This is a genomic window from Bordetella sp. 2513F2 (genome assembly GCF_054642735.1).
In genome coordinates, this window is sequence record NZ_CM137755.1 from 1,955,368 (window position 1) to 1,978,840 (window position 23,473).

Below are 23,473 nucleotides of genomic sequence, written 5' to 3' on the forward strand. Positions count from 1 at the left end.
ACGCGGCATGAAGATACTCATCACCGGCAAGAACGGCCAGCTGGGCTTCGAACTGCAGCGCAGCATGGCCGTGGTGGGCGAGGTGGTGGCCGCAGACCGCAGCCGCTGCGACCTGGCCGACCCCGGCAGCATCCGCGCCTGCGTGCGCGCCGAGCGCCCCGACGTCATCCTGAACGCCGCCGCCTACACGGCGGTGGACAAGGCCGAGACGGAAACCGACCTGGCCATGCGCGTCAACGGCGAAGGGCCGGGGGTGCTGGCCCAGGAAGCGGCGGAACTCGGCGCGCTGCTGGTGCACTATTCCACGGATTATGTGTACGACGGCGCCAAGCCCGCCCCCTACGTCGAAGACGACCCCACCGGCCCGCAAAGCGCCTACGGCCGCACCAAGCTGGCCGGCGAAGAGGCCATACGCGCGGCCTACGCCCGGCACCTGATCCTGCGCACCAGCTGGGTGTTCGGCGCGCACGGCGCGAATTTCCTCAAGACCATCCTGCGGCTGGTGCGCCAGCGCGACAGCCTGGGCATCGTGGCCGACCAGTCCGGCGCGCCCACCGGCGCCGCGCTGATTGCCGATGTCACGGCCCATCTGGTGGCGCGCCATGCGCAGGCCACGGCCGGCGGCCAGGCCGATTTCCCGTACGGCACCTACCACTTGGCGGCGGGCGGCGAGGCCACGTGGCATCAATACGCCTGCCTGGTGGCCAGCCTCGCTGCGCAGGCCGGCATCGCCATCAAGGCCACCCCGGAAAACATCCGGCCCATCGCGACCTCGGAGTATCCGCTGCCGGCGCCCCGGCCGGCCAACTCGCGGCTGGACACCGGCAAGCTGCGGGCCACGTTCGGCCTGGCCCTGCCCGACTGGCAGGCCGGAGTGCGACAGGCCATGCAGTTGATCACGGAACCCATCCAGAACTGAGGAAGCACGCATGAAAAAGCGCAAGGGCATCATATTGGCCGGAGGGTCGGGCACGCGCCTGTATCCCGCCACGCTGGCCGTGTCGAAGCAGCTGCTGCCCGTCTACGACAAGCCCATGATCTACTACCCGCTCAGCGCCCTCATGCTGGCGGGCATCCAGGACGTCCTGATCATCTCCACCCCCCAGGACACGCCGCGCTTCGAGCAGCTGCTGGGCGACGGCAGCCGCTGGGGCATCAACCTGCAGTATGCCGTGCAGCCCAGCCCCGACGGCCTGGCCCAGGCCTTCCTGATCGGCGAGCAGTTCCTCGACGGCGCGCCGGCCGCCCTGGTGCTGGGCGACAACATCTTCCACGGCCATGATTTCGCCAAGCTGCTGGAAGACGCGGCTGCGCGCCAGAGCGGCGCCACCGTGTTCGCCTACCACGTGAAGGATCCGGAACGCTATGGCGTGGTGGAGTTCGACGAGAAGGGCAACGCGTTGAGCCTGCAGGAAAAGCCCAAGTGTCCGCGGTCGAGCTATGCGGTCACAGGCCTGTACTTCTACGACGACCAGGTGGTGGACATCGCCAAGTCCATCAAGCCCTCGCCGCGCGGCGAGCTCGAGATCACCGACGTGAATCTCACCTACCTCGAGCGCCGGCAGCTGGACGTGGTGACGATGGGCCGGGGCTACGCCTGGCTGGATACGGGCACCCACGATTCCATGCTGGAAGCCGGGCAGTTCATCGCCACCATCGAGGCCCGCCAGGGCCTGAAGGTGGCCTGCCCCGAGGAGATCGCGTATCGCCTGGGCTACATCGATGCCGCCCAACTGGCCAAGCTGGCCGACCCCCTCAAGAAAAACGGATATGGCCAGTACCTGTTGAGCGTGCTGGCGGAGGTATAGAGCATGCAGGTACTGGATACGGCCATTCCCGACGTGAAGATCTTCGAGCCCAGCGTCTTCGGCGACGCGCGCGGCTTCTTCTTCGAGAGCTTCAACCAGCGCAAGTTCGAAGACGCCATCGGACGCAAGGTGGACTTCGTGCAGGACAACCATTCGCGCTCCGCGCGCGGCGTGCTGCGCGGGCTGCACTACCAGATGCCGCCGCATGCGCAGGGCAAGCTGGTGCGCGTGGTGGTGGGCGAGGTCTACGACGTGGCGGTCGACATCCGCCGCAGCTCGCCCACCTTCGGCAAATGGGTGGGCGTGCACCTCAGCGCCGAGAACAAGCGGCAGTTCTGGATTCCCGAGGGCTTCGCGCACGCGTTCATGGTGCTCTCGGAAACCGCCGACTTCCTCTACAAGACCACCGACTACTGGGCCAAGGACGCCGAGCGCAGCATCATCTGGTCCGATCCCCAGCTGGCCATAGACTGGCCCTCGGACGTGACTCCCATCCTGTCGGACAAGGACCAGCAGGCCGGCACCCTGGCCGAAGCCGACCTGTTCGATTGAGCGCGGCACCCGGCGCGCGCCCGCGGCCTGCTGCGGGCAGCGCTTATACTGCGCCAGCATGACGCGCCCACGCCTGATCGTCTCTTCCGCCGGTATGCGTCGCATCGCGGCGCTGCCGGCGCTGCTCGACGACTACGAACTCGTCTTCAAGCCGCCGGCGCGGCCGGCGCCCGGCGACTGCGTGCTGGCCTGGGGCCAGCGCCCCAGCGCCGTGCGCGCGGCGCGCTACGCGGCCCAGCACGGGCTGCGCGTGATGCATATCGAAGACGGCTTCCTGCGCTCGGTGGGCCTGGGCCAGCAGGATCCGCCGCTGGCGGTGATCCTGGACGACAGCGGGCTGTATCTCGACGCAGACCGGCCGTCGCGGCTGGAGTCGCTGATCCGCGAGCCGCTGCAGGATGCCGAGCGGGATCGCGCCAGGGCGCTGATGGCGGCATGGCGGGCAGGGCGCGTCTCCAAATACAACCATGCGCGCGACGACGCCGGCGGGCTCCCCGCCACGTATGTGCTGGTGGTGGACCAGACGCTGGGCGACGCCTCGATCACCTGCGGGCGGGCCGATCCGGCCAGTTTCGAGCGCATGCTGGCCGCCGCGCTGCACGAGCATCCCGACCACACCCTATTGCTCAAGGTGCATCCGGACGTGGTCTCGGGCCGCAAGAAGGGCCATTTCGACCTGCGCCGCGTGCGCGCGATGCCGCGGGTGCAGGTGCTGGACTACGACGTGCATCCGGCCGGCCTGCTGGAGCGCGCCGCAGCGGTGTATGCCGTGACGTCGCAAGTGGGCTTCGAGGCCCTGCTGTGGGGGCGGCCCGTGAGGCTGTTCGGCATGCCGTTCTACGGCGGCTGGGGCCTCACGCACGACGAGCAGGCGGCGCCCGAGCGCCGCGCGCCCGTCACGCTGGAGCAGCTGGTGCATGCCGCGCTGGTACGCTACAGCCGCTACGTGGATCCCGAAACCGGGGCGCGCTGCGAAGTGGAAACCGTGCTGGCCTGGCTGGCCCTGCAGCGCCGCATGCGCCAGCGCTTTGCGCCGGGCCTCACGGCCATCGGCTTCTCGAACTGGAAGAAGCCCTTCGTGCGCGAGTTCTTCGACGGCAGCCGCGTGCATTTCGCGCGCCGGCCTCCGGCCAAGGAGCCGGCGGCCACGCTGGCGGTGTGGGGCCGCAAGCACGACCACCTGCTGGCGGCCGCCAGCCCGGGCAAGGCCCGCGTGGTGCGCCTGGAAGACGGCTTCCTGCGTTCGGTGGGGCTGGGCGCGGACCTGATCCGGCCGCTGTCCTGGGTGCAGGACGACGTGGGCATCTACTACGACGCCACGGCGCCCTCGAAGCTGGAGCGGCTGCTGGCCGAGGCCGCGTTCAATGCGGAGCTGGTGCAGCGGGCCGCGGCGCTGCGCCGGGCCATCCTCGAGGCCGGCATCACCAAATACAACCTGGCGGGCGAGGCCTGGCAGCGGCCCGCCGACGGCCGGCGCGTGGTGCTGGTGCCCGGCCAGGTCGAGACCGACGCCTCGATCCGCTACGGCGCCTCGGGCGTGGCGCGCAACATCGACCTGCTGAAAGCCGTGCGGCTGGCCGAGCCCGACGCCTACGTGCTCTACAAGCCCCATCCCGACGTGATGGCCGGACTGCGCCTGTCGGGCGAAGGCGAGGGCGAGGCCGCCAACTGGTGCGACGAGATCATCGAAGAGGCGGCGTTCGACCAGCTGCTCGGGCAGGTGGACGCCGTGCACGTGCTGACCTCGCTGGCGGGGTTCGAGGCCCTGATGCGCGGCGTGCCCGTGGTGACCTACGGCCAGCCGTTCTATGCCGGCTGGGGCCTCACGCGCGACATGGCGCTCACGCCCGCCGTGCAGGCCCGGCGCCATCGCACGCTTGCGCTGGACGAGCTGGTGGCCGGCACGCTGATCCTGTATCCCACCTACGTGAGCCGCGTCACCCGCCGCTACACCACGCCGGAAAACGCCTTGCGCGAGCTGGTGGCGTGGCGCGCGGCCGGCATGGGCCGGCGCACGCCGCGCTGGCGCCGGTGGCTGGCGCGCCTTACGCGCAAGCCTTGAGCCGGGCCGCCTGCGCGGCGGCGCGTTTCATCAGGCCTTGCCGGCAAACTCCCGGATCCAGTGCGCGGTGGAGGGGTCGCGCCGCGCGCCGGCCGCGGCATCGCCGGCACGGATGCCGTGGGCCAGCTTCTTGCCGAACTCCACGCCCCATTGATCGAAGGGGTTGATGCCCCACACCAGCGCCTGCACGAACACCTTGTGCTCGTACAGCGCGATCAGCGCGCCCAGCGCGGCAGGCGTGAGGCGCGGCAGCACGATCAGGCTGGACGGCCGCCCGCCCGGGTGCACCTTGTGGCGGGCCAGCCACTGGCGGCGCCCGGCGTCGTCGTCGCGCGTTTCGGCCAGGGCGTCTTCGTAGGGCTTGCCGCGTAGCAGCGCCTCGCGCTGCGCCAGGCAGTGCGCCAGCAGTTGCTGGTGGTGGTCGTCCCAGGGGTGGTCGGCCTGCTTGCAGACGATGAAGTCCACCGGGGCGCCGTCGGTGCCCTGGTGCAGCCATTGGAAGAACGTGTGCTGGGCATCGGTGCCCGGCATGCCCCAGACCACCGGCCCCGTGGCCACGCCCACCGGCCGGCCGGCCACGTCGGTGGACTTGCCCAGCGATTCCATTTCCAGCTGCTGGATATACGGCACGAGGCAGGGCAGGCGGGAGTCGTACACCGCCACATTGTGGGTGGCATACCCCAGCGCATTGCGGTTGACGATGCCGGCCAGGGCCATCTGCACCGGCGCATTCTCGGCGATGGGGGCCTGCAGGAAGTGCTCGTCCATCGCGGCGGCGCCGGCCAGCATGTCTTCGACCACCTGCGTGCCCACCGCCAGGGCGGTGCCCATGCACACGGACGACCACAGCGAGAAGCGCCCGCCCACCCAGTCCCAGATCGGGAAGATCTGCGAATCGGGAATGCCGAACTCGCGCGCGGCATCGGGACGGCTGGTGATGGCCACCATGCGTTCGGTGGGCCGCTCGATGCCCGCCGAAGCCAGCCATTCCAGCGCGCGGCGCGCGTTCTCCTGGGTTTCCGTGGTGGTGAACGACTTGGACGTCACCGTGACCAGCGTGTCGGCCGGGTCCAGCCCGGCGATGCCCTGGGCGAAAGCATGGCCGTCGATATTGGAAACGAAGCGCACCTCGCGGGCCGTGCTGCCGTAGCCGAAGGCGGCCGACATGAGGCGGTTGCCCCAGTCGCTGCCGCCGATGCCGATGTGCAATACGTTGCGCCAGCGTCCGGCGGCGTCGGCATCGCGCACGAAGGCCAGCATCCGGGCCCGTTCGTGTGCCACCTGGGGGATGGGCGAGCGGGCGCGCAGCATGGTGTGCCAGGCCGCCCGGCCTTCGGTGGGGTTCACGCAACCGCCCTCGAACAGGGCAGCGCGGGCCGCGGCCAGGTTGCGGGCTTGCAGCAGCGCCTGGCCAGCCTCCAGCAGTTGCGGGCTGTTGGCCTGGGCGCTGAGGTCGAGGTGCAGGCCTGCGGCCGGGAGGATGCGAAGCGCCGTGCCGGCGATGGGCGCACGCCTGGCCGCCTCGATAAATCCGGCCCATTCAGGCATGTCACCCAGCGGGGCCGGGGAGGAATAGCCGGTTTCCAATATTTCTGCTCCTTGTGTGACCACAAAATCAAATGCCGTGCCGCAATTTACGGCCCGGCTGCATGAGTATGCTGTGCTGCAGCAACATCCCCGGTGAATCCCGATGAGTATTTGTTACGAGCCGCTACGGGTATGCCGCCGTGCGCATATATGCAAATACTGCGAACTCCACAGAGCAGCGGCAACTGCGGGTGAGGATATTCTTACATTTAAAATCGTATCGTAATAAAAAGCAGGTCAAGCCGATACAGTCCGCACCCTAAACTGACGTTGCAGCGCAGCGTGGCTCATATTCTTATCAGACGGGGTGATATATTATCCAGCGCTTCTCGGAGCTGTGGCCGTACTCGCGGATGCCAGCGGAAAAATCCTCGTATCGACAACACCATAATATGTTGCGCAGCGTGCCTAGCGTAGTCAGCCGCCCACTGCCCCTGAAGAAGTCGGTGGCCAAGGTGCCAGTACACGCCAGGTCGTTTGCGTTCCTGCAGGGTGTCTGTTCGCCGTTTTTCGATCGCCTCGGGGCGCACCTGCGCGAGGCGGGGGCCAGCCTTTGCAAAGTCAATTTCAATGCGGGTGACGAGGCGTTCTGGTCGCGCAAGTCCGAGTACGTGGCCTACCAGGGCGACTGCACCCGCCTGCGGCCCTTCTACGAAGAGCTCTACGGCGAGCACGGCGTCACCGACGTGGTGCTGTTCGGCGACAGCCGCCCCGTGCACCGCGTGGCCATCGAGGTGGCGCGGGAGCAGGGCCGGCGCGTGCACGTGTTCGAGGAAGGCTACTTCCGCCCCTACTGGCTTACCCTGGAGCGCGATGGCGTCAACGCCAACTCGCTGCTGCCGCGCGATCCCGACTGGTACCGGGAAGCCGGCAAGCTGGTGCCGCGCTATGGCAACGGCCAGGCCTTCAGGTCTTCATTCGCGGCACGCGCGTGGCACGACGTGCTCTACCACGCCCACGGCCTGCGCAACCGCTGGGCCTATCCCACCTACCAGCATCATGCCCCACACTCGGCATGGGCCGAGTACGCCGGGTATGTGAAGCGCGCCGTCAAGCTGCGCAACCGCAAGCGCCGCGAAGCCCAGCAGATCAACCGGCTGGTGCGGCAAGACAGCCGCTTCTACCTGCTTGCGCTGCAGCTCAACAGTGACGTACAGATCCGCCAGCATTCCGAGTTCGGCGACATGGCGGGCGTGATACGACGCGTGATGCCGTCGTTCGCCCAACACGCGCCCGATGACGCCTTGCTCGTCATCAAGAACCACCCCCTGGACCCCGGGCTCGACGACCACGAAGGCCTGGTGCTGGCGCTGGCCCGCGAGCTGGGCATCCAGGATCGCGTGATCTTCTTCGAAAGCGGCCACCTGCCCACGCTGCTCAGCCATGCATCCGGGGTGGTCATCGTGAACAGCACCGTGGGCGGATCCGCGCTGGTGCACGCGCGGCCCACGATTGCGCTGGGCAACGCCTTCTACGGCTTGCCCGGGCTCACCTTCCAGGGTTCGCTGGACGCCTTCTGGCGCGACGCCGAGCCGCCCGACATGCGGCTGTTCGGCCGGTTTCGCAACACAGTGATTCACACCACGCAGGTCAATGGCGGCTTCTACACGGGCGCCGGCATACGCATGGGCGCGGAGCAGGCCGTGAGCCGGCTGGTGGCGGAATACTCCCCGCTGGAGGCGCTGATGCGGCAGGTCGGCGAGCCTGATTCCGCCCGCCTCCAGGCGGCGCGGCATCGCAACGTTCAGCAATAAAAGAGTCCAACCTTGTGACGTTGTCGTCAGGATCAGGTTGGTACCCTTTCCGGATCGAACTTCGAGCGTGAGTACCTATGACAATGCTGCGACGTTTTTACCTATCGCTCCCTGCTTGGCTATTGGCAGGGTTTCTTGCCACCAGCACGGCCGCCACGGTAAGCGACGAGGCGTGGCTGGGCCGCGTTGCGTACAGCGCAACGCCGGAAGCGTTACAGGAGGTAAAGCAACAGGGCCGCGAAGCCTACCTCGAGAAGCAGTTGAATCCGCCTGAGTCGGACGATTTGCCTGCGCCAGTTGCGGCTTATGTGGAGAAGCTTGAGCGAACTACTGAACCCCCGCTTGATAGCTTGGTTCGCGCGAGGGAGCTCGTTCAAAAAATGAAAGATGTATCCCCTCCAGAAGCTGCCAAATTACGGACAACTCGAGCAAAAGAGCTCCAGCAATATCGCAAGGAAGCTAGTGAGCGTTCGGTTTTGCGGGCAACATTTTCTCCGTGGCAACTGCGGGAGCAGTTGACTTGGTTCTGGTTCAATCATTTCAATGTGTTCATGTCTAAAGGAAGCGTCGGTTATGCGCTAGCCGATTACGAAGACACATTGCGTAAGAACGCGCTCGGCAATTTTCGCGACATACTGGAGGCATCGTTAAAGCACCCAGCTATGCTTATATACTTGGACAACAACGTTAGTACCAAGGAAAAGCCGAACGAAAACTACGCACGTGAACTAATGGAATTGCACACTCTCGGTGTAGATGGTGGCTATAGCCAGGAAGACGTTCAGGCGTTAGCTCGGATTCTGACGGGCGTTCGGGTTATGTCGAACAAGACGGCTCCTAAAATGCCAAAAAAGCTGCAGGGCCAGTTGATTCAAGAAGGTGCGTTTGTATTTGATCCCAGGCATCATGATTTTTCGGATAAGAAATTCCTGGGGAAAACCATTAAAGGCCAGGGTTGGGCGGAAGTGGACCAAGTGTTGGATATCCTTGCTACCCATCCTTCCACTGCTAAGCATGTTGCGCGCCGATTGGCGATTTACCTGGTGTCTGATAATCCGCCCGACGCTGTGGTAGAGCAGGCGGCCAAAACGTTCGCGGAAACAAAAGGGGATATTAAGGCGACTGTAAAGTCCATTGTCGAGTCGGATACGTTCGCGGAAGCTGCCGGCAAACAGTTCAAATCTCCCATGCAATACGCGATTTCATCTGTACAAGCGGCTGGTATTAAAAATCCAGACCGGGTGGTGAAAGTAGTGCGGCAGGCGCTTTCGCAGATGGGCCAGCCGTTGTATGGGCGGCTCACGCCTGATGGCTATCCGCTCGAGGGAGAAAGCTGGATAAGTACAGGGCAACTGGCTAATCGTATGGCCATTGCGGAAAACGTCGCCGGCATAAGGGGCGGTGGCGGCACAGCACCGGGTCAAGCAAAGGCTGCTGGCCAAAAAGTCAGCATGCAGACTGAGGGCAATATGCGTACTTCCGAGGAGTCGAAGGCACAGTCTACGAAAGACAGTGCTTCGCCGCGTCAGAAGCAGTTGTTCATGCAACTGGCAGGACCAAGTTTCATGTATCGATGAGAAGGGACATGATGGATCGACGTACTTTTCTCCATGCCAGTGCAGCGTTGCTAGGGAGCACGTTGACGACTCGGCTATATGCTGCTCCCGGCACCGACTCCAAACTGCTATTCGTATTTCTCAGAGGCGCATACGATTCGGCTAATACGCTGGTCCCCATCTCGAGTGATTTGTATTACGAGAGCCGTCCCACCATTGCGATCCCACGTCCCGGGGAGAGTAAGGGTAAAGATCAGGGAGCCTATGAGCTTAACGCCGATTGGGGACTGCACCCTGAGGTGGCCAAGGGCTTGGAACCTCTGTTGAAGCAGAAACAGGTCGCTTTTGTCCCATTCGTTGGTATTCCGGGTGTATCGCGCAGCCATTTTGAGGCTCAAGAGTGGCTAGAGATGGGGGCTGCCGAGCTTGAGGCGGGTGAGCGTCTTCCAAAAGAAGGCATGCTGTATCGCTTGGCGCATGCCGTAGGTGGTGTCGAAGCGGTGGCTTTCACTGACACTCTGCCCAGTACATTTAAAGGCAAGGATGATATCGCTAATGTGGGTTTGGATAGGCGACCGAGTCTTGGCAACAATAAAGCTCTGCGCGAAGAGTTGCTTAAGACCTATAGCGGGCATCCTCTAGAAGCCGCCCTGCGTGAGGGGCTAGACCTTCAGCGGGAAGTGACAGAGGTGTTCGATGAGGAGAAGCTTGAGGCCGATCGCGGTGCTAATAGTGCCAAGGGTTTTGAGCAGGAAATCGGTAGAGTTGCCTCGTTGATGCGTGAGAAGTTCAACCTCGCCTTTATTGACGTGGGGGGATGGGATACTCATGTATCGCAGGGTGGAGCGACAGGTACCCTTGCATCCCGTTTGCAGAGCTTGAGTACAGGTTTGGCTACCTACGCCAAAAATATGGGACCTGATTGGCAGCGAACGGTTGTCGTTGTTGTGTCTGAGTTCGGGCGAACGATGAAGGAAAATGGCGGCAAGGGGACTGATCACGGTTACGGAACTGCTTATTGGTTGCTCGGTGGAAACGTGCCTGGAAATAGATTCCTGTTAGGTGAGCAGGCTGGTTTGAGTAAAGTTTCGGATTTGAATCAAGAGCGCGACATTCCGGTCCTTAATGATTACCGGGCGGTATTGGGAGGGGTGTTTCGCGATGTATATGGACTGAGTGAGGACAAGATTCGAGGGGTGTTTGGCGATGGCAGTCCCAAGCCGGTCAGTTTGATTAAGCCGCTCGCCTGATGGATGCTCTGATACCGAAACGTGTCTTTTCTCTTACCTGCTCAGTCGTCTTTCGGCTGACAATTCCTACATAAATGGTTGCTGGCGTTATCGGGCAGCTTTTCAAGCTGCGCAGGGAGATATCCCGCCTGCGCAGCTCAACTTTTGTTGATTCGGGACCATGACATCGCTCAATCTATTTAAAAAGAAAATCCTTTTCACTTGGGTGGTTGTGATCCCCATGGTGTTGGCGATTATTTATTACGCCATTTTTGCTATGGATCGCTATGTAAGCACAGCCCAGATAGTGGTGCGCCAGCCTGGGCAGGACTCGCAGATGCTCGATATCCCGAGCCTCGCGCTTCTTATGGGAAGCCTTAATCCTACCTCGCGCGAGGAAACGCTTTACTTGCGCGAGTACATCATATCGATGGATATGCTCAATGTGCTGGAGAAGGAGCTCAACTGGCATGAGCACTATGCCAGCCAATGGCGCGACCCGCTGTACTGGCTCGAGAGCGGCGTTAATCGGGAGGACATGCTCAAGTACTACAACCGAGTGGTGCAGGTGTACTTCGATGAAACGACGGGCTTGCTGAATGTAGAGGTGCAGGCTTTCGATCCTGAATTCGCACAGCGGGTGTTACAAGTCATCCTCACGAAGAGCGAAGCTTTCGTCAATGAGATTTCTCATAGGATGGCGCGTGATCAACTCAAGTTCGCGGAAAACGAGCTTCAATTGGCCCGCAAGAAGTACGAAGACGAAAAGCAGGTCATGCTCGAGTTCCAGAACAAAAGCGAGCATCTGGACGCCCAGGCAGCAGCACAGTCACGTGCAGAGATCATAGCCACGCTCGAAGCCGAGCTGACGACTCAGCGGGCCAACCTCAAAGGCTTGCTGGCGGCGCTCAGCCCCAACACGCCTCAGGTACGTCAACAACGCGCGCGCATCGGCGCGTTGGAGCAGCAGCTAGCTGCAGAGAAGCAGACTCTGCTGTCCAACGGGCAAGGAGACAAGCTGAATGTAGTGGCAGCGCGCTATCGCGATCTCATCATCGATGTAGGCATTGCCGAAGAGGCTTACAAGGCCAGCATCGTTGCTGTCGAGAACGCACGCATCGAGATCAGTAAGAAGATTCGCAGTCTGGTAACGGTTGTGAGCCCCAATCTGGCACAGTCGGCCATTTATCCGGAACGGCTCTACAACCTGTTTACTCTTTTCATTGGGCTTCTGTTGCTGTACGGCGTGGCGCGTTTCGTCATTGCCACCATCGAAGACCATCGCGATTGACCTTTCCGAATTAGAAAAATCATGCCTGCTATCTCTGTTGACCCGCGTGGCCGTTTCATGTTCAGTCCACAACTTGAGTTGGGCGCGCGCACGCGCCGTTTGAGCCGAGCCGGTGCTGTGTTGGCCATAGCAGCTGCGCTGGCGGGGTGTGGCAGCACTTTCTCGGGTGCCGGCCCGTACAAGGGCTCCATTACCTCGATGGCCGAAGGTGATACGCCGCCCTATACGCTGATCCAGTTGGGGCCCCAGACCATTGCACCTTACATGCGGCCACCGGCGCCTGTGCTGAAGAGTTCGGTATCCGACATGCCGGTCCCGAGTGTTCGCCTGGTGCCGGGCGATGTCATGCGTATCGTGATATCGGATAGTGCGGTCGAGGGTGCGCTGTTTGCCCCGTTGTCGGCCGGGGGAACGGTTTTCGATTCAGTCAGGGTGAGCGGCTCAGGAAAGATATCGCTTCCCTACGTAAACGAGATCAAGGTTTCAGGGCTTACGTTGTCCCAGGTCGAGGCCAACATCCGCAAGCGGCTGGCTGGGGTTGCAGCGGATCCTCAGGTACATGTGGCGCTTGTCGGTGATATGTCAGGTTCGGTGCTGGTGGCCGGTGCCGTTAAGGCACCGGGACGATTTTCTGCGCTGCAAGGGCCTTTGACGCTTCTTGATGCTATCAATCAGGCCGGTGGCCCCACGTTGGAGCCGCATCTGGTTACCGTAGTAATGCGCACCGGGAAAGCGGTGCAGCAGTTCAGCTACGAAGATCTGTTGGCGGGACGCAATATGCCGGTGCCGCCGCATTCGGAAATCGTGCTGGAACGTGCACGTAAGCGCTTTGTGGCTATGGGTGCGGTCAATGCCCCCGGACTGCATGACTTGCCGTCGCAATCACCCAGTTTGCTCGAGGTACTGGGCACTGTGGGCGGATTGAATGAGCGGAGTGCTGACCCACGCGGGGTGTTCGTCTTCCGCTTGAACGAGGCGGCGAAACCCGGGGAGCCGGCAGCACAGGTGTTCCAGTTGGACATGCGCGATCCTACGGCGATGTTCCTTGCGCGGCAGTTCCTGGTGCAACCCGAGGATGCTGTATACGTGACCAATGCCGCGATCTACGAGGCTCAGAAGATCATTTCGCCTATCGTGCAAGTGCTTGTGCTGGGGCGCACGCTGGACCGCGGCTTGTAGGAGCGTACGGATGCGTTCCTTTGACAGAGCATGGCTGAGGCTGCAAGAGGCCTGGGCCGGCTGGCGGCGTGTCTGGACGGGGGGGATGTTGCGCCCCGCGGCACAGGTGGCCGCCAATCTAGCAGAGCCGGGTTTCGTGTCACTGGGCGAAGACCCCCAGTTTCGTTTACCCGGAAGAATACCGCCGGGTTGGTATTGGCTTGCCGTCCGGTTGAGGCTTCCTGCTGCCCGGGCTGTGGCAACGATCTACCTGGACACTGGCCATGGCGAGAATGAGCGGGAAGCGTTTTCGTTGCCCTTGAAGTCGGGTCGACCGGGCTATCGCTTGCTGTTTTTGCCAAAGCCGGCGCGCGTGCGCTTCGATCCGCTTACCAGCAGCGGACCGTTCGATATCGAGCACTTCAAGCTCAAGCGCGTTTTCAGGAGTACGGCGCGCAAGCGGATGCAGCGGAAGCTGCTGAATGTACATCCACGATATAAATCGAGGGAAGGGGACGGCATAGAGAATGGGGCCGAACTGCCAGCTACGCTGGAGGCCCTGTGGGAAGACTACCGCCGGTTGTTCGAAATAAGCCAGTCGGTACTCGTTCCATACCATGACTGGATCTCCAGTGTTGAGCAGCCGCGGGTACAGGAGTACATCAGGTCTGCTCCCTATGGGCTTGAGTCGAAACGTGAAGAAGACACCAGCTGGCCGCTAATCTCGGTGTTGGTGCCCGTCTACAACACACCGCTAGAGTATCTGCAGGCCTGCGTCGAATCGGTGCTACGCCAGACATACCCGAAATGGGAGTTGTGCATAGCCGACGATGCGTCCTCTGATGCGGCCACCGTTGATTTCCTACGGACGTGCCTGGAGCGTGATACACGCATCAAGGTCGCATTCCGCAGTCAGAACGGTGGTATCGCCAAGGCAAGCAATACTGCGTTGGCGTTGGCGCATGGCGACTTCATTGCTTTGCTGGATCATGACGACGAGCTGGCCGTGCATGCTCTGCAAGCCGTTGCCGAAGCGATAAGAAATCGTCCTACCGTACAACTCATTTACTCAGACGAAGACAAGCTGAATCAGGAGGGCGAACGCTGCGATCCCTATTTCAAGCCCGGATTCTCGCCCGATCTGCTTCTATCGCAGAATTATTTTTCGCATCTGGGCGTTTATAGGCGGGAACTGGTGCAGGCTGTGGGAGGGTTCCGAGCTGGATACGACGGCAGCCAGGACTACGATCTGGTCTTGCGGTGCATGGCCAACGTCCGCAATACAGCCGATATCGTGCATGTTCCGGAAGTTCTCTATCACTGGCGCATTGTGGAGGGATCAACAGCGTTGAACCATGGGCAGAAAAGCTATGCCCACACGGCGGCGCAGAAGGCATTGCAAGACTACCTGGATCACAATTGCCCGGGAGCGGTCGTGAGCAGTGTGGCGCCGGGCTTGTACCGGCAACACTGGCCATTGCCGCAGCCCCTGCCGCTCGTGAGCTTGATAGTTCCAACGCGGGATGGGTACGAAGTATTGCGTACGTGTATCGATTCCATCCTGGCACGCACGACCTATCCAGAATACGAAATCCTGATCGTCGACAATCAGTCGCAGTGCCCGCAAACATTGCGCTATTTGCAGGAAATCGAATACCAGCGCAAGGCAACCGTCCGTGTGCTGCGCTACAACCATGCGTTCAACTATTCCGCAATCAATAATTTTGCGGAGAAGAGGGCGCGCGGGGCCGTGATCGGCCTGATCAACAACGACATCGAAGTGATCAGTCCCGATTGGCTTACCGAAATGGTGGCCCAGGTTATGCGGCCCGAAATAGGTTGCGTCGGGGCAAAGCTGTATTACCCGGATGGCACGCTGCAACATGGAGGCGTGATTCTTGGCATAGGTGGTGTGGCGGGCCATGCCCACAAGTACTTTCCGAAAGAAGCGCCGGGATACTTCAGCCGCCTGCAGATTGCACACAACGTGAGCGCCGTTACTGGTGCGGTACTGCTTGTTCGGCGTGAAGTTTACGACGAAGTCGGCGGTCTGGACGAGGAAGGCCTCAAAGTGGCATTTAACGACGTTGATTTTTGTCTGCGCGTCATGAAGGCAGGGTATCGCAATGTATGGACGCCATACGCGGAGCTGTACCACCATGAGTCGAAGACCCGCGGCACGAACGACACGCCGGAGAAGCAGGCTCGGTTCCAGGCAGAGTGCCGTGCCATGCAGGAACGCTGGGGAAAGCTGCTGCTGAACGATCCTCATTACAACCCGAATTTGAGTTTGCAACGGGAAGATTATTCCCTTTGCATGCGCTGATCAAAGAGAAGTGACGATGGAAGAGCGAAGCCCTTTGAAGATTACCCGGGCGGTGGTTTTTGCACTGGTGCTACGGGAAATGTTGACCCGTTTCGGGGCGCGCCGCATGGGGGCATTCTGGATGCTTTTCGAGCCCATTGCCCACGTTCTCCTGATCATGGTGATTTTTGGCGTAATTCGCGACCGGGAAGTTCCTGGCATGGATTTCCCGGTTTATCTGGCGACCGGGTTGATTCCATTCTTTTTGATGAGGAATATCGCGCTGCGCCTAATGGACGGCATAAGTGCAAATCAGGCGTTGTTTGCCTATCAGCAAATAAAGCCGATGGATACTTTGGTGGCTCGCACCATCGTGGAATTCTCCCTGTCTGCTTGCGTTTATACAGTCGTGATCTTGGGCATGGGTTTCTGGTTCGGGTATGACATTTCAATGGCGGATCCGCTGCGATGGTTCGTGGCGCTTGCAACGGGCGTAGCCTTGTCGTTTGCGCTGGGAATAATTTTCTGCATTTATACCCAGTTTTTTCCTGGGGCAAAAACTTTCATACGTTTGTCGTTCTTTTTCCTTTATCTTATGTCTTGCGTGATCTTCCCCATATGGGCGATTCCCACCCAGTATTTGGAATGGGTAATGTGGAATCCTTACCTGCATATCATCGATGTGTTGCGGTCGTCGGTATTCGAGCATTATCCGATTGTTCATGGGATCGATTTGTTCTACGCAATGAAGGTTGCGCTGGTATTGCTATTTCTTGCGATGGCTCTGTATCGGATGCGACGACAGGAGATGCTGGCACTATGATCGAACTACGCAATATCACCAAGTCGTATCTCACCATCAAGGGCCGCAAGTATGTTTTTCGCGACCTTTCATTCACCGTGCCGCCGGGGCGCAATATTGCGTTGATCGGACGTAACGGTGCGGGCAAGTCCACCTTGATGCGCCTGCTTTGCGGGCTGGATATGCCCGACAGCGGGAAGATCATCACCGACAAGAAGATCTCCTGGCCGGTAGGGCTGTCAGGCGGTTTTCAGGGGTCGCTGACCGGCCGGCAGAACGTCAAGTTCGTGTGTCGGGTCCAAGGGGTCAGTGGCGAAGCCATGCGCGAGTGCGTTCGCAGCGTGCAGGAATTTGCCGAGATCGGTTCCGCTTTTGACGAACCAGTAAAAACATACTCGTCCGGCATGCGTGCCCGCGTGGCATTCGGCCTTAGCCTGGCATTTGATTTCGATTACTACCTGATCGACGAGGCCATTTCAGTGGGGGATGCCCACTTCCGCGACAAGGCAACTGCAGCATTCCAGGACAAGGTAGGAAAGGCCAACGTAATTCTGGTTACGCACGGCATGGGACAGGTGCGCAAGATGTGCGACATGGTGCTCTTGCTGGAGAACGGGCAAGTCACGAGCTTCGAGGATATCGACGAGGGTATCAAGGCCTACCAGCAGGTGCCGGGCAGCGGGGCCGGGCATGGCCTCGTCGCGGCGGCTTGAAGAATCTTCATCAACTTAGGGATATGGACGCAATGAGGGATCGAACAAACACCGGAGGTCAGCCCATTCTTGTATTGGGCGGTGCAGGCTACATCGGCTCGCACATGGTAAAGATGCTGCGCGAGGCCGGCCATACGCCGGTCGTCGTGGACGACCTCAGCAGCGGCCACGCCGATGCCGTGCAGGATGCCGAGCTTCGCATCGGCAGTTTTGGCGATGCCGCCTTCATCGACCAGGTCATCAAGGATGTGCGCCCCGCGGCTGCCATGCATTTCGCCAGCTTCATCCAGGTTGGCGAATCCACCAGCGATCCCGGCAAGTACTACCAGAACAATTTCAACGCCACGCATACCTTGTTGGACGCGATGCGCAACAACGGCGTGATGCGCTTCATTTTCTCTTCCACCGCGGCCATCTTCGGCAATCCGGTCAAGCCCTTTATTGACGAGTCTCATCCCAAGGCGCCGATCAATCCGTATGGCCGCACCAAGCTGTTCGTGGAAGAGATGCTGCAGGACTACGACGCGGCCTACGGCCTGAAGTCCATCTGCCTGCGCTATTTCAATGCCGCTGGCGCCGATCCAGAGGGCATGCTGGGCGAACGCCACGAACCCGAAACGCACCTGATCCCGCTGGTGCTGCGGGCGGCTTCGGGCAAGCTGCCGCACATCACGGTGTTCGGCAACGACTATCCCACGCCCGACGGCACCTGCATCCGCGACTACATACACGTGCATGACCTGTGCCAGGCACACCTGCTGGCGCTGGACAAGCTGCTGGGCGGCGAGGGCAGCGCACGTTACAACCTGGGCAACGGCAACGGCTTTTCCGTGAACCAGGTCATCGAGGTGGCCGGCAAGGTTACGGGGCTGCAGATTCCCGTGCAGTACGGCGAGCGCCGCGCCGGCGATCCGGCAACGCTGGTGGCCGATGCCACCGCGGCGCGTACGCAGCTGGGCTGGGAGCCCAGGTATTCCAGCCTCGAGGAAATCGTGTGGCACGCCTGGGCCTGGGAATGCAAGCATCAAGCAGTGACACAAGCTTGAGCCGGCGAGGAGACAGCGCCCGGTGTCATGGGGCAGCAGCAGGCTTAGCGGCAATTCCGAATATTGAATCCATTGACCAGTCTATCGAGGCATGTGATGTTAATTTCACCTAGCAAGAGCAAAGGTGCCGAGCCCGAAGCCAAGGGCGTGGCCACCCAGGGGCCCCCAGGCGAGGTCGAGTCTACCGTCCAGATCCAGCCCATCAGCATCTTCGACGAGGAAGTCGGCAACGCCATCCAGCTGAAAGTGGACGCGGCGGTACGCAGCCAGGGCCTGATCATCGTTGCGGGCTGGACCACGGGGCGGCACGATTTCGCGCTGCGCGTAGACCGCCGCGTGATCCCGTTCTACAAGATGGCAACGCGCCGCGTCGACGTGGCCGAGCATCTCAGCCTGCCGGATGGCGAGGGCCTGGGCTTCGTGCTGGCCGCCCGGCACGAAGGCAAGGAAACCATCGAGCTGTGTTGGAAGTCGGCCAACGGCGAGATCGTGTCGGTGCATCCGTTGAAGTTCACCGATGAAGCCGATACGGAAGCGCACGCCTCCGACCTGTTCAAGGCCGCAAGCGGCATGGTGGCCGTGGCGAGCCGCCCCTTCACCAAGAGCTGGCGAGAGCTGATCCGCAAGGTGCCCCTGGCCGGTGCCCCCAGCAAGAGCGCCAAGGGTTACCTCGAAGCCGGGGCCGCATCCGACATCAGCGGCGACAGCGTGGTCGTGGGCTGGGAGGTGCATACGCCGGGTACTCCCGTATGGCTGGAAGACCAGTCCGGCAGTATTTTCTCCCTGAAGAACGCCTATCGGCGTTTCCGGCAAGACGTACACGACGTGGTCGACAAGGAATTCGGCCAGGCCAATCGCGATTCCGGGTTCATCGTGCGGATCAAGGGCGGCAAGACCGGGCAGCGCGTCTACCTGAAAACCGTTTCCGAGCTCGGTGTGCACATCCTGGCAGAAACCGTACTCAGCGCCTTGCCGGCCTCGCCGGTGGCCGCGGCGCACTGGCTGTTCGGCATCGCCACGCCCATCAGCGAAGCCGCGCGGCGGGCGTCGCTGGTGGACAAGGGCGTGCTCGAGCGCCTGATCGCCTACCGCCAGGAGGCCTGGGCCGACCTGCCCGTGCGGCACAAGTTCCTCGGGCGGTCCCTGGCGATGCCCAAGGTCAGCGTCATCGTTCCGCTGTATGGCCGCACCGATTTCGTGGAGCACCAGCTCATCGAATTTGCCGCGGACCCCTGGTTCCTGGAGAACGCCGAACTGATCTATGTGGTGGACGATCCGCAGATCGCCGAGCGGTTCCTGCAGGAGGCCGAGGCGCTGCACCGCATCTACCAGGTGCCCATGAGCTGGATCTGGGGCAGCGTGAACCGGGGCTTCTCCGGCGCCAACAACCTGGGCGCCAGCGTGGCTTCGGGCAAGTACCTGCTGTTCCTGAACAGCGATGCGTTCCCGCGGGGCCCGGGCTGGATCCAGCCGCTGCTGCATGTGCTGGAAACCCGGCCGGACATCGGCGCGGTGGGCCCGCGCCTGCTTTTTGCGGATGGCTCGCTGCAGCATGCCGGCATGGAGTTCCGGCGCCGCGACGAACTCGGCATCTGGGTGAACCACCATCCCTACATGGGCCTCGATCCGTCGCTGGATCCCCATCCCGAATTGTCGATACTGCCTGCCATCACCGGGGCATGCATGGCCCTCCGGCGTGAAGACTTCGACAGCCTGGGCGGCTGGGACACCGGCTACCTCATCGGCGACTTCGAAGACTCCGACCTGTGCCTGAAGCTGCGCAATGCCGGCTTCAAGATTGCCTATCTGCCTTCGGTGGAACTGACTCACCTGGAGCGCCAGTCGTTCAAGCTGCTCGGCGAGAGCGATTTCCGCACCAAGGTGGTGATCTACAACGCGGTACGTCATCAGGAACGATGGAAAAAGCTTATCGAAACCCCGTTCGAGCCCTCTTCGAAAGACCTCCAAAGGAGCGTCGCATGAACCTGTTTGCTGCGCGCAAAGAGCGCATGGAGCGAACGCTGGTCGATCCGCGCCGCGAGCGTATCCTGGTTACGGCGCACGGCCACCCGGACTTCAGCCTGGGAGGAGGGGAGATCGCGGCCTACAACCTGTACAAGGCCTATCGAGAGCTGCCACAGGTGGAAGAGGCCTGGTACCTGGGCCGCGCCGATCGCGGGCGCGGGCCCTCGGGCGCCATCAGCATGCGGCGTGCCAACGAATACCTGTGGGAACAGGCCATCCATGACTGGGACAGGATGAAGGCCGTGAACCAGGAGTCGTTGACGACCTGGTTTGCCGACCTCATCCGCGCGCTGAAGCCCACCATCGTCCACAGCCACCACTATGCGCACATGGGGCTGGAACATCTGCGCATCATCAAGCAGGTGGACCCCAACATCCGCATCTTCATGACCCTGCACGAGTACATGGCGATCTGCCAGAACAATGGCCAGATGGTGAAGGCGGGGTCGCTGAAGCTCTGCAGCCGTGAATCCTTCGACGAGTGCAGGATGTGCTTCCCGCACAAGACGGCCGAGGATTTCTGGCTGCGCAAGCACTACTTCCAGAGCTACTTCAAGCTGATCGACGGCTTCGTCGCGCCCAGCGAGTTCCTGCGCCAGCGCTACATCGATTGGGGCCTGCGCCCCGACCAGATCGTCGTGATCGAGAACGGCCAGGCCGACGAACCGCCGCTGCCCCCGCGCGCCGCGGCCGAAGGCGAGCCGCGCAATCGTTTCGCGTATTTCGGGCAGGTGAACCCCTACAAGGGCATCGACGTGGTGCTGGAAGCCTTGACGCAGCTGCCCAAGGCCGACCGCAAGAAGATCGTACTGGAGATCCACGGCGCCAACCTCGACCACCAGCCGGCCGAGTACAAGGAAAAGATCATGCGCATACGCGAGCCGCTGGAACAGCAAGGCGTGCTGCGCTGGGTGGGGCCGTACCAGCCGCATGAAATGCGCTCGCGCATGGCCAATGTGGACTGGGTGCTGGTGCCTTCCATCTGGTGGGAGAACTCGCCCATGGTGATCCAGGAAGCCTATGTATGCGGACGCCCGCTGCTGTGCTCGGATATCGGCGGCATGGCCGAAAAGATCCAGGATGGCGTAACCGGCCTGCACGTGAGCACCGGCAACGTGATGGACTGGGGCGCCAAGCTGCTCAAGGCCACGGACCCCATCCTCTGGGAAACCTGCAAAAGCAACATCAAGCGCCCGTTGAACTATAGAGAATGCGCAGAAGCGCACCTGAGCCTTTTCTGAAATGCGGCAGCTGAAATTCAAACAAATCGCATATCTCAACACATACTTTTATCGAGCATGCAATGGAAGCTAGGAAAAAGGTAAAACTGTTTTTGCACGTCGGGGCCGGCAAGACTGGAACTACTTCCATTCAGGAGATGCTGAAATCCGGGCAGGAAGTGCTCAAGAAGAATGGCGTTTGGTATCTGGGGATGATGCTGGAGAACGCCAACCACTATTATTCGTGGCAGCGGCCAACTACTGTCAACCAAGATTTCCATGCGCTGGATCATCAGATGGCCGTGGACCAGGTTGTGTCCGTGATGCGCTCCGTCATTGCCGAGGCCCGGTCACGCAAGATCGATACGCTGATATGGAGCAACGAATCTTTCTTCGACCGCAGCACGCAGGTACTCGAGGCCTTGTCTCAACTAAAGGACTCGCTCGAGGTGGTTGTAGTGGTCTATGTGCGCCGCCATGATGGCTGGGCCCAATCTGCCTATATGCAGTGGGGGCTGAAGCACAAAACGTACGCAGGGCCTGTTCGGTCTTTCCGGGAATGGGTGGCCACCGGCATCCCGAAGTTTGCGGACCGGCTGAAGACTTTCACGCGGCTCGACGAGGCAAAACTGGTCGTGCGGAATCTGGACGTGGTCAAGGACTCCGTGGAGGACTTCAAGAAAATCTGCGGAATCGAAAAGCTGGATCTTTCTGCGCAACGCCTTAATGAAAGAATGGAAGGCGTCGAGATATTTCTCCGGGCTCTACTGAATAACAACTACCGTCCTCCTGTTCTCCCGGCGGTATTTGATCGCGTACTCGGTAGAGGGGCACTGCAAGATGGCAATCCCGATGGCTTCCTAAAAGGGCTCATGCCTACAGAGGACGACTTAGATTATGTGCGCACGGCATGCGCGGATGACCGGGATGCATTGAATAAAATTTTGAAGGAACATGGTCAACCACCTCTGAGTGAAAACCCCCTTCCGGTAAATACCTCCAAAGTAGATCAAGAAAAACTGCTGTACATCCTTTCGCGTCTTATCATTTCTCAAGCAATACGTCTGGAGAAACTTGAGCATGCCGTCGATGCTATGGCTAAACAAAACGTCGAGGCACCACATCAGCCTCTCAAGAAGAATGCGTAATCAATCTTATCAGTTGGCATGTCATTCGAAACGCTGGAGAGGCTGAGATGGCTCAAGAAGTAACTTGGATTTATACCGGGCCCGGTGGCGGTCAAAAAATAGTTCCTCGTAATATTCAGGAGTTTCACCGTCTTTACACCGGGAACACCGGAAATCTACTTTACTATTTCGCGACTCAGTGCGCGATTCAGTTCAAAGCGGGCCCTCACGGGGCGGAAACTATAGCAAAGAGGTTTAATCGTCCAGGGTTTGGTGTTGTGCTTTCTATGGCTAATCATTTGGGGAAGCACACCGATCTTTCGGTTAACGGTTGGCCTCTTAGTGGGTTGGATATACCAGTAATTGCACTAGGGCTCGGAGCTCAAGTTAAAAATATGACCAATGACCTCAGCTTCATCCCTGAGGGAACAATTTCCTGGCTTCGCGAATTGGCAGCTCGGGCGCCGTCAAACGGGCCTAATATCACCGTTCGTGGCGAGTATACGCTAGAAATAATGCGAGAGCTAGGTTTTGGTGATCGTGTTGTTTCCATAGGCTGCCAGACAAATTTTATTAATCCTCAAAGAGATCTTGGTCGGTTGATAGGGCGAGTCATTAGAGAAAAGCCGTTGGAGAAAATAACGGTAGCTGCCGGAAATCCGTTTGAACAAGATCATCGGAAGTTAGAAGCCTCCTTGCTGGCTTTGGCTATGGAAACTAGTGGGGACTATGTTGTTCAACACCCACTGTCCATGGTCCAACTGGTAGCAAACTATTCGGATGAAGAATTCGACGACGCATGGACGAAAGTCTATCCGGCGTATCGAGATTATGGTTTCAACGAGCCTGACTTTCGCCGGGCTGTCCGTAATACGTTCAAAGTCTATAGTGACATATCCCAATGGATGCGTAGCCATCGACAAAGCGATCTGGTCGTAGGGACACGCATTCATGGCGTTCAGTCGGCCCTACAGGCTGGCGTGCCAGCCATCTGCCTATTTATTGATTCGCGGACTGAAGAGCTTTGCCGGCGGATGAAAATTCCCCACGCATCTGCTCGAGAATATAAGAATGGCATAAAGAAGGAACAACTCAATCGTATTTTGATGGATTGGGACTATGAAGAATATGATCGTAATCGTCTGGAATTGGCTAAAAAATTCGGCGATTTTTTGACGCGCAATGGCGTAGGTATGTCTCCAGCTATGAAGCAGCTGGCCGGATTGTAATAGCCGGGC

Annotated in this window: 18 protein-coding genes; 17 read left to right on the forward strand and 1 reads right to left on the reverse strand. The window is 60.5% G+C overall.

Annotated features, from left to right (window positions below; genetic code table 11):
* The first annotated feature begins 7 nt into the window (after positions 1-7).
* Genes rfbD through ACYBYQ_RS09325 form a run of 4 tightly spaced genes read left to right on the forward strand, consistent with a single transcriptional unit; the run spans position 8 to position 4,422 of the window.
* Positions 8-919 carry a dTDP-4-dehydrorhamnose reductase gene (rfbD, locus tag ACYBYQ_RS09310; protein WP_459618465.1) on the forward strand — a complete coding sequence of 304 codons (912 nt, stop codon included), beginning with the start codon at positions 8-10 and terminating at the stop codon, positions 917-919.
* A 10-nt stretch (positions 920-929) separates the two neighbouring features.
* A complete protein-coding gene (gene rfbA, locus ACYBYQ_RS09315) occupies positions 930-1,808 on the forward strand; it encodes a glucose-1-phosphate thymidylyltransferase RfbA (protein ID WP_459618466.1) in 879 nt (292 codons plus the stop codon).
* A 3-nt stretch (positions 1,809-1,811) separates the two neighbouring features.
* Complete coding sequence (gene rfbC / locus ACYBYQ_RS09320) at positions 1,812-2,360, forward strand: dTDP-4-dehydrorhamnose 3,5-epimerase (RefSeq protein ID WP_459618467.1); 549 nt, start codon at positions 1,812-1,814, stop codon at positions 2,358-2,360.
* A gap of 58 nt (positions 2,361-2,418) precedes the next feature.
* A complete protein-coding gene (locus ACYBYQ_RS09325; protein ID WP_459618468.1) occupies positions 2,419-4,422 on the forward strand; it encodes a capsule polysaccharide biogenesis protein in 2,004 nt (667 codons plus the stop codon).
* 30 nt (positions 4,423-4,452) lie between these two features.
* Here the strand turns inward: ACYBYQ_RS09325 and pgi are convergent, their stop codons facing one another.
* Positions 4,453-5,970 carry a glucose-6-phosphate isomerase gene (gene pgi, locus ACYBYQ_RS09330; protein ID WP_459618469.1) on the reverse strand — a complete coding sequence of 506 codons (1,518 nt, stop codon included), beginning with the start codon at positions 5,968-5,970 and terminating at the stop codon, positions 4,453-4,455.
* 443 nt (positions 5,971-6,413) lie between these two features.
* Here pgi and ACYBYQ_RS09335 point away from each other — a divergent pair, with 443 nt between their 5' ends.
* From ACYBYQ_RS09335 to ACYBYQ_RS09395, 13 genes are all read left to right on the forward strand, one after another.
* A complete protein-coding gene (locus tag ACYBYQ_RS09335) occupies positions 6,414-7,763 on the forward strand; it encodes a capsule polysaccharide biogenesis protein (RefSeq protein ID WP_459618470.1) in 1,350 nt (449 codons plus the stop codon).
* A gap of 77 nt (positions 7,764-7,840) precedes the next feature.
* Positions 7,841-9,340, forward strand: a complete 1,500-nt coding sequence (locus ACYBYQ_RS09340) for a DUF1800 domain-containing protein (RefSeq protein ID WP_459618471.1) — start codon at positions 7,841-7,843, stop codon at positions 9,338-9,340.
* A gap of 8 nt (positions 9,341-9,348) precedes the next feature.
* Positions 9,349-10,569 carry a DUF1501 domain-containing protein gene (locus ACYBYQ_RS09345; RefSeq protein ID WP_459618472.1) on the forward strand — a complete coding sequence of 407 codons (1,221 nt, stop codon included), beginning with the start codon at positions 9,349-9,351 and terminating at the stop codon, positions 10,567-10,569.
* Positions 10,570-10,729: 160 nt separating this feature from the next.
* On the forward strand, positions 10,730-11,839 hold the full coding sequence (locus ACYBYQ_RS09350; RefSeq protein ID WP_459618473.1) for a KpsE/RkpR family capsule polysaccharide export protein: 1,110 nt from the start codon (positions 10,730-10,732) through the stop codon (positions 11,837-11,839).
* Between the two features lie 21 nt (positions 11,840-11,860).
* Positions 11,861-13,018, forward strand: a complete 1,158-nt coding sequence (locus ACYBYQ_RS09355) for a polysaccharide biosynthesis/export family protein (protein WP_459618474.1) — start codon at positions 11,861-11,863, stop codon at positions 13,016-13,018.
* A gap of 10 nt (positions 13,019-13,028) precedes the next feature.
* Positions 13,029-15,323 carry a glycosyltransferase family 2 protein gene (locus ACYBYQ_RS09360; RefSeq protein WP_459618475.1) on the forward strand — a complete coding sequence of 765 codons (2,295 nt, stop codon included), beginning with the start codon at positions 13,029-13,031 and terminating at the stop codon, positions 15,321-15,323.
* Positions 15,324-15,339: 16 nt separating this feature from the next.
* Positions 15,340-16,125: an ABC transporter permease gene (locus tag ACYBYQ_RS09365; protein WP_459618476.1), complete on the forward strand. Its 786-nt coding sequence runs from the start codon at positions 15,340-15,342 to the stop codon at positions 16,123-16,125.
* Positions 16,122-16,817 (forward strand): ABC transporter ATP-binding protein, encoded by a 696-nt coding sequence (locus ACYBYQ_RS09370; RefSeq protein WP_459618477.1) that lies wholly within the window; start codon positions 16,122-16,124, stop codon positions 16,815-16,817. The genes ACYBYQ_RS09365 and ACYBYQ_RS09370 overlap by 4 nt, the downstream gene beginning before the upstream one ends.
* 104 nt (positions 16,818-16,921) lie before the next feature.
* Positions 16,922-17,863, forward strand: a complete 942-nt coding sequence (galE, locus tag ACYBYQ_RS09375; RefSeq protein WP_459618478.1) for a UDP-glucose 4-epimerase GalE — start codon at positions 16,922-16,924, stop codon at positions 17,861-17,863.
* 96 nt (positions 17,864-17,959) lie between these two features.
* Complete coding sequence (locus ACYBYQ_RS09380) at positions 17,960-19,846, forward strand: glycosyltransferase family 2 protein (RefSeq protein ID WP_459618479.1); 1,887 nt, start codon at positions 17,960-17,962, stop codon at positions 19,844-19,846.
* Positions 19,843-21,129: a glycosyltransferase family 4 protein gene (locus ACYBYQ_RS09385; RefSeq protein ID WP_459618480.1), complete on the forward strand. Its 1,287-nt coding sequence runs from the start codon at positions 19,843-19,845 to the stop codon at positions 21,127-21,129. The genes ACYBYQ_RS09380 and ACYBYQ_RS09385 overlap by 4 nt, the downstream gene beginning before the upstream one ends.
* 62 nt (positions 21,130-21,191) lie before the next feature.
* The gene (locus ACYBYQ_RS09390) at positions 21,192-22,256 is read left to right on the forward strand and encodes a hypothetical protein (RefSeq protein WP_459618481.1); all 1,065 of its coding nucleotides are present in this window, start codon (positions 21,192-21,194) and stop codon (positions 22,254-22,256) included.
* Between the two features lie 47 nt (positions 22,257-22,303).
* Positions 22,304-23,464: a polysaccharide pyruvyl transferase family protein gene (locus ACYBYQ_RS09395; RefSeq protein ID WP_459618482.1), complete on the forward strand. Its 1,161-nt coding sequence runs from the start codon at positions 22,304-22,306 to the stop codon at positions 23,462-23,464.
* Positions 23,465-23,473: the final 9 nt, after the last annotated feature.